The organism is uncultured Thiodictyon sp. (assembly GCF_903828115.1).
GTDB lineage: Bacteria > Pseudomonadota > Gammaproteobacteria > Chromatiales > Chromatiaceae > Thiodictyon.
The window spans coordinates 1-6,362 of sequence record NZ_CAIKKU010000534.1 but is presented as its reverse complement, the minus strand read 5'-3'; the positions used below and the strand labels follow the sequence as shown (position 1 = coordinate 6,362).

Annotated in this window: 5 protein-coding genes; all 5 read right to left on the bottom strand. The window is 72.7% G+C overall.

Translation table 11 applies throughout. From position 1 onward, the window contains the following. Positions 1-1,275, bottom strand: a 1,275-nt coding sequence (locus QZY48_RS19850) for a BatD family protein (RefSeq protein WP_295434423.1), incomplete at its 3' end; no start/stop codon positions are given. A gap of 212 nt (positions 1,276-1,487) precedes the next feature. Further along, on the bottom strand, positions 1,488-3,554 hold the full coding sequence (locus tag QZY48_RS19845) for a VWA domain-containing protein (RefSeq protein WP_295434421.1): 2,067 nt from the start codon (positions 3,552-3,554) through the stop codon (positions 1,488-1,490). Then, positions 3,544-4,545, bottom strand: coding sequence for a VWA domain-containing protein (locus QZY48_RS19840; RefSeq protein ID WP_295434419.1), 1,002 nt, complete (start codon positions 4,543-4,545; stop codon positions 3,544-3,546). Before QZY48_RS19840 ends, QZY48_RS19845 begins: the two co-directional genes overlap by 11 nt. After that, a complete protein-coding gene (locus QZY48_RS19835) occupies positions 4,542-5,063 on the bottom strand; it encodes a DUF4381 domain-containing protein (RefSeq protein ID WP_295434417.1) in 522 nt (173 codons plus the stop codon). The genes QZY48_RS19840 and QZY48_RS19835 overlap by 4 nt, the downstream gene beginning before the upstream one ends. After that, positions 5,047-6,030 (bottom strand): DUF58 domain-containing protein, encoded by a 984-nt coding sequence (locus tag QZY48_RS19830; protein ID WP_295434415.1) that lies wholly within the window; start codon positions 6,028-6,030, stop codon positions 5,047-5,049. Before QZY48_RS19830 ends, QZY48_RS19835 begins: the two co-directional genes overlap by 17 nt. Positions 6,031-6,362 lie beyond the last annotated feature (332 nt).

Genomic DNA, 6,362 nt, shown 5'->3' with positions numbered 1-6,362 from the left:
GGGTCCGGGTGCCCGTGCCGGTGTCGGCGCCGCCGCCGCGGACCCGCCCGCCGCGGGCGCGACCTCGACGGTGCGCTGGGGGATGACCGCGACCCGCGACTGGTCGGTGGTCGTGTCCCACCAGGTCAGGCGGATCTCGGGCAGGGTGAGGGGCCCGGCGCGGGTCGGGACCAGGGCGACTTTGAGGGTCTTGAGCGCGGTCGGGACACTGCCCGGGAGGTCTTCCATCTTGGGCGTCTCGGGATAGACCCGGGCGCCCTCGGGGGTGCCGGTGTCGAGCGTCGGCAACTGGGCGGCGGTGGCGCCGCGGGCGGTGATCACCAGGGTGCGGGTGACGGGTTCTCCGACCCGGAAGCGGGGCGGGGAGGGCGTCCACTCGTCGGAGAGCTGGACCGACTCGGCGGGCAGCCAGGTGGCGCCGCCGGTGTCCGGCTGGGGCCGGATCTGGAGGATGCGGTCGGGGCCGCGTTCGATCACCCGGCGCGTCGCGCCCGGGTCCAGCAGGTCCCCCAGACCTTGTCCGCCGAACATGGTGCCGAAGTCCGCGAAGGGGCTGCGGCGCGCCCCCGGGCGGTCCTGCGCCATCAGGGCCTCCAGCCGCGGGCCGCCGATGGTGAGTGGGCCGCTGCGTTGGGGCACCACCAGGTAGCGCCGCTCGATGACGGTGTAACGCTGGCCGTCGATCTCCTCGGAGTCGTTCTGGTCTTCCCCCTGCCGTTGCAGGGTGGCCCCCTCGACCTGCGGCTCGTCCAGGATCGCGCGCCGCGGCTGGTCGCGAAAGAGGACCCGCACCCGATAGGTGAAGGGCTGCTGGACATAGGGCTGGGTGGTCTCGACCAGGGTGTCCACCAAGACCGGCTTGGGTCCGCCGCCCGGGTCCGCCTGATCCGCCGCGAGCACCTCGAGCGCGATCGGCTGGGTCTGCTGACCGCCCAGTGACAGGGCCGGGACCTGCAGCCTGCCGGTGCGCCGCGGGGCCAACTCCAGGGTCCATTCCCGGGTGTTGTTGGAGACCCCGTTGACGAAGCTCAGGCTGGTGCTGCTGCCCTGTTGCAGGATCTCGAAGTCCTTGGCCAGGGGGCTGAAGTCCGGTGTCCCGGCGAGTGCGCCGGCGGCGCTCAGGGTCAGGGTCAGGGTCTCGTTGGCACGCACCCGGGTCCGGTCCAGGCTCGCGCCCAGGTCCCCCGCCCAGGCGCAGGGGACGGCGAGCAGGAGCAGGGCCAGCAGCGCGCAGACGGCGCGCGGCGACGGGGGACGGTCAAGACGGTTGGGCATAGTGGTCGCGACGGGTTGGATTGATCATAAAATCCACAGATGGACACAGATGAACACAGATTTTCTTTGAATTGTCATGCGCTTATCGCTACGGCCACACTCACCTGCAAGGTGAGCCCCCGACCAAGCGTAAGCCAATGAATCATCTGTGTTCATCTGTGGATGACTGCTCTTTCTAGGTTGATTAAAGAGGGCCGTTGTGATCCCGCGGCTCACGGCAAGCGCCCCTCGCGGCGCAACTGCTGCAACAGGAAGCGCTGGCGCAGCAGGCCGGCGGGGTCGTCCGGGACGCGGCGCAACTGGGCCTCCATGGCCTGTTGCTGCTCGCGCTGTTGGGGGTTGAGGTCGGCGGCGCCGGCCAGGCGTGCGGCGGCGTTCCCGGTGGGCGGGGCCCCGCTCGGCGGCGGCTGCGCGGCAACGGCGGCCTGACCCTGGTCCTTGGCGGGCTCCGGCTTGGCGCCGTCGGGCAGGGTGACCTCGGGCTCTCCCGCCACGGCGCCCTGACCCAGGTCGCCGGGCTTTGGCGGCGGCGTCTCACCGGTGGTCCCGGCGGAGGAACCCTGGGCGGCCTTGGGGTCCGTGCCCGCGGGATCGGCCTGCTGGCCAGCGCTGTCGGGCTTCGCTGCGCCGGGGTCGGGCGGCGCGTCTTGCGGCGCCCCGGTACCTGCCGTCGGCGGTGCCCCCTGGCCGCTGTCCTGCTGCTGTCCTTGCCCCTGCTGGCCGTTCTGCCCATCCTGGCCGGCGTCGGACGGCTGTCCGTCTTTTTGACCCTGTCGGCCCTCTTGTCCCTGCTGACCCTGCTGACCCTTGTCGCCCTTCTGGTCCTTCTGGTCCTTCTGGTCCTTCTGATCCTGGTCCCCCTGGCCCTGGGGCTGGTCCTGCTTCTGTTGGTCACGCAGAGCCTTTACGAGGTCCAGGTTGGCGCGCGCGTCGGCGTGGTCCGGGGCCTGTTGCAGGGTCCGCTCATAGGCGGCGATGGACTCGTCGAACCGCCCCAGGCGGGCCAGGGCATTGGCGCGGTTGTAGTCCGCCTCAGCCCCGCCGATCCCGGTCAGGTCCGCCAGGGCGCCGGCATAGTCGCCGCCGCGATAGCGGGCGGCGGCGCGCCAGGCGGGGTCCTGGAAGCGGCTGGCCGCGGCGGCGGCGTCGCCGGCCGCCAGCCGGTGCGCGCCCTGCTGGTCCGGGCGCTGCCACAGGTCGTCCCAACCCAAGGCCCAACCCGGGTGCGGCGGCAGCACCAGCACCAGGGCCAGGACCGGCAGCAGCCAGCCGCGCCGGAAGGCCAGCGCGGCGATGGGCAGCAGGGCGAGCAATAGCCAGGGACCCTCCTCCCGCCACTGATCGGCCGCCAGGCCCTGTTGTTCGACCAGCCCACCGGGCGCCATCGCCGCCCCGGCCGCGTCCCCGGTGCTGATGAGGGCCAAGGTGTCCCGATCCCCGGGGTCCAGGTCCACGTAGCGGCCATTGCCCGCGCGGGCCAGGGACTCCAGTGCGCCACGCTCGAGTCGCGCCATGGGGATGGCGCCGCTGCGATCGGCGGCGAAGCCCCCGCCCGGGTCCGGCACCGGCGCCCCGTCGGCCGTGCCGACCCCGAGCACCGAGAGGCGATGACCCTTGGCGGCCAGGGCGCGGGCGGCGGCCTCGACCCGGGCGCCGGCGCCATCGCCGGTGAGCCCATCGGTGATCAGGATCACCTCGCCGCCCTCCCCCCCGGCCTGTGCCAGCAAGGCGCCGGCCTGCTCCAGGGCGCGCTCGGTGCGGCGCGGACCCGGCACCGGGAGCAGGTCCGTGCCCAGGCGCGGGACCTGGGAGGCGATGGTCTGGGCGTCGCCGGTCAGGGGGGAGACGATGAAGGGGTCCGGACCGAAGGCGATCAGCGCGACCTGGCCCTCCCGGGTGGCGGCGAGGAGGTCCAGGACCTCGAAGCGCGCCCGCGCCAGGCGTGAGGGCGTCACATCGGCGGCGTTCATGCTCGGTGAGAGGTCGAGCAGGATGACGCGCTTGGCCGTGGTGGCGAACACCGGCTGCGGCAGGCGTTCCCACACCGGGCCGGCCAGGGCGAGGGTGCCGATCAGCCAGGCCAGGGCCAGCAGGGCCAACGGCAGGCGGCGCGGCCGACCCTCCTCACCGACCAGCAGGTGGGGCAGGAGGTGGGCGTCCACCAGGCCGCGCCAGGCATTGGCCGCGTGACGTGCCCGCCAGAGCCCGATCAGGACGAACAGCAAGGGCGCCAGCGCGAGCAGCCACTGGGGCCGCAGAAAGTGCAGTTCAGCGGCCATGACCTACTCCCAAACCCCGGCCGCCCAGGAGCGGCAGCGCCAGCAGCACACTTAAGACCAGCGCCGCCGCCGCCGGCCAGACGAACAGTGACTCGCGGGGCCGGTAGGTGCGCTCGTCGCGGCGGCTGGGCTCCAGCCGGTCCAGTTCCTCGTAGATGGCCTCCAGTTCCTCGCGTCCGGTGGCGGAGAAGAAGCGCCCGCCGGTGACCTGCGCGATCTGCTTCAGTGACTCGGGGTCATAGTCGCCGCCCTGGCGCAGCAGGCGCATCCCGAGCGCGGTGCGCAGGCCGACCTCGCCGCCGCCGATGGCGATGGTGTAGATGCGCACCCCGGCCTCACGGGCCAGCTGCGCCGCCGCCTGGGGCTCCAACTGGCCGGCGTTGCTGGCCCCGTCGGTGAGCAGGATCAGCACCCGGTTGTCGTCCGGCTGCTCGCGCAGGCGCTTGACCGCGAGCCCGATGGCGTCGCCGATGGCGGTTTCGCGCCCGGCCAGCCCCACCACCGAGTCGCGCAGCATGGCGGCCACCGTGTGACCGTCGAAGGTCAGGGGCGTCTGGACATAGGCATTACTGCCGAACAGGATGAGCCCCAGCCGGTCCTGGGTGCGCCGTTCCACGAAGCGGGCGGCCACCGCCTTGACCACCGCCAGGCGCGAGACCATGCGATTGTCCATCTCGTAGTCCGGCTGCTCCATGCTGCCGGAGATGTCCACGGCGAGCATGAGGTCACGCCCCGCGACCGGCAGGTTCACCGGCGCCCCGACCCATTCCGGCCGTGCCGCCGCCGACACCAGCAGCACCCAGGCCAGCACTGCGGCGCCGATCCGCCACGCCGACCGGCGCCCGGCCGCGGCGGCGGCGAGGCCCGGCAGGTCCGCGTAGAAGGGCAGCCGCAACGCGGCCCCACCGGCGGGGCTGGCCGCGGGCATGAGATAGGCGAGCAGGGGCAGCGGCAGGGCCGCCAGCACCCAGGGCCAGGCGAGCGTGATCATGGGGCCGTCCCCCGGTTGGCGCGGATCCAGCGCCCGGCCAAGTCCGCCAGGGCCACGCAGTCTCCGGTTTCCCCGGGGGCGCGGTAGGGCAGCTCGGCCAGCATCCGCCCCGGCCCGCGGGAGAAGGCGTCGCCGCCGCCGGTGGCATCCAGGAAGGCGAGCCAGGAGGCGCCGCTGAGTCCGGCCACGCGCTCCCGCGGGAACCGGGTCAGGGCCAGGCGCCGCAACAGGATCGAAACCGCCGCAGCAAAGCCGCCCGGATCGAGCCCGGTGCCCAGTTGCCCGCGCAGGGCCTCAAGTTCGCCCAAGGCCGTTCGCACCGCGGCGCCCTGCCGCCACCGGCGGCGCCACAGCACCAAGGCCAGCGCGCCGGCACCCAGCGTGAGCCCGGCGACCAGCCACCAGCCGGGGGCCGGCGGCCACCAGGACACCGGGTCCGGCAGGTGCCAGTCGCGCAGGCCAGCCAGTGGGTCGGCCGCGGCCGGGGCAGTGGGCAGGGGGTTAATCGTGTCGGCCATTGCGTTCATTTGCGGACAATAGGCTCTTGGTCCCGGGCGTGCTGCGCGCGCGCAGTCCGCGGGCCAGGGCGGGACCGACCGGCTCGTCGGTCGCCAGGTGCAACAGGTGGGCGCGGTGCAGTCGGGCCAGGTGCTCCAGGGTCTGGGCGCGAACCGCGAAGCGCTCCTCATAGGCGGTGCGGCTGCGCGCCCCGGTCAGATCCAGAATCCCGCGGCGTCGGCCGTCGGTGACCGGATAGCGCCCGGGCGGGGGCGCCGCCGCCTCCAGGGGGTCGTGGACCATTAGCAGGAGCAGTTCGCTCCCGGCGGCGAGTTCCGCCAGCCAGCGTCCGGCGTCCGGGCGCACCCCGGCAAAGTCGCTGATGACCGCCACCAGGCCGCCGGGGCGCACCAGCCGGATGAGGTGGGCGGCGGCCTGCGCCACTGAGCCGTGGCCCCGCTCGCCGGCCGCCGTGGGCTCGGTGAGCCGCTCCAAGAGCGGGAGCAGACCCGCGGTGCGGGCGGCCGGCCGCCGCTCCAGGTGGCGCGCCTCGTCGAACACCAGGCCGCCCACCCGGTCCGCCCGGTCCACCGCCGCCCAGCCGAGCAGGGCCGCCGCCTGGGCCGCGATCACCGACTTGAAGGCGACGCGGGTGCCGAAGCGCATGGCCGCGCCCTGGTCCACCAGGAGCCAGACCGGCCGCTCGCGCTCCTCCCGGAACAGCTTCACATGGGGCGTCCCGGCGCGCGCCGTGACCCGCCAATCCATGTTGCGCGGGTCATCGCCCGGCTGGTAGACCCGGGACTCGTCGAACTCCATACCGCGCCCGCGAAAGCGCGACAGGTGCCCGCCGGTGCGGGTGGCCAGCACGCGCCCGCGCGGCGCCAGATCGAGCCGCAGGGCCTGGCCGCGCAGCGCGATCAGGTCCCGGAGCCCGGCACGGATGCCGGACTGGGGGTCAGGCGTGTCGGCGGGCACCGTGTTCATTGGGGACGCCGCCCGCCAGTGAGACCCCGTAGGATGGGTAGAGCGCAGCGAAACCCATCGTCTGCGCATGGGTCAAGCGTTGCCGCAGTGATCACCAAGGCCGACGAGTGCCAAGTCTCTTTATTCGCGTTCATCTGCGGCGGTATTTTCGCTAAGGAATGGTTCACTGATAAGTTAAAAAAGTCCATTAGAGACTGGCTCTTGGCGTCGTTGTCGTTGTCGTTGTCGTTGTCGTTGTCGTTGTCGTTGTCGTTGTCGTTGTCGTTGTCGTTGTCGTTGTCGTTGTCGTTGTCGTTGTCGTTGTCGTTGTCGTTGTCGTTGTCGAGATTATC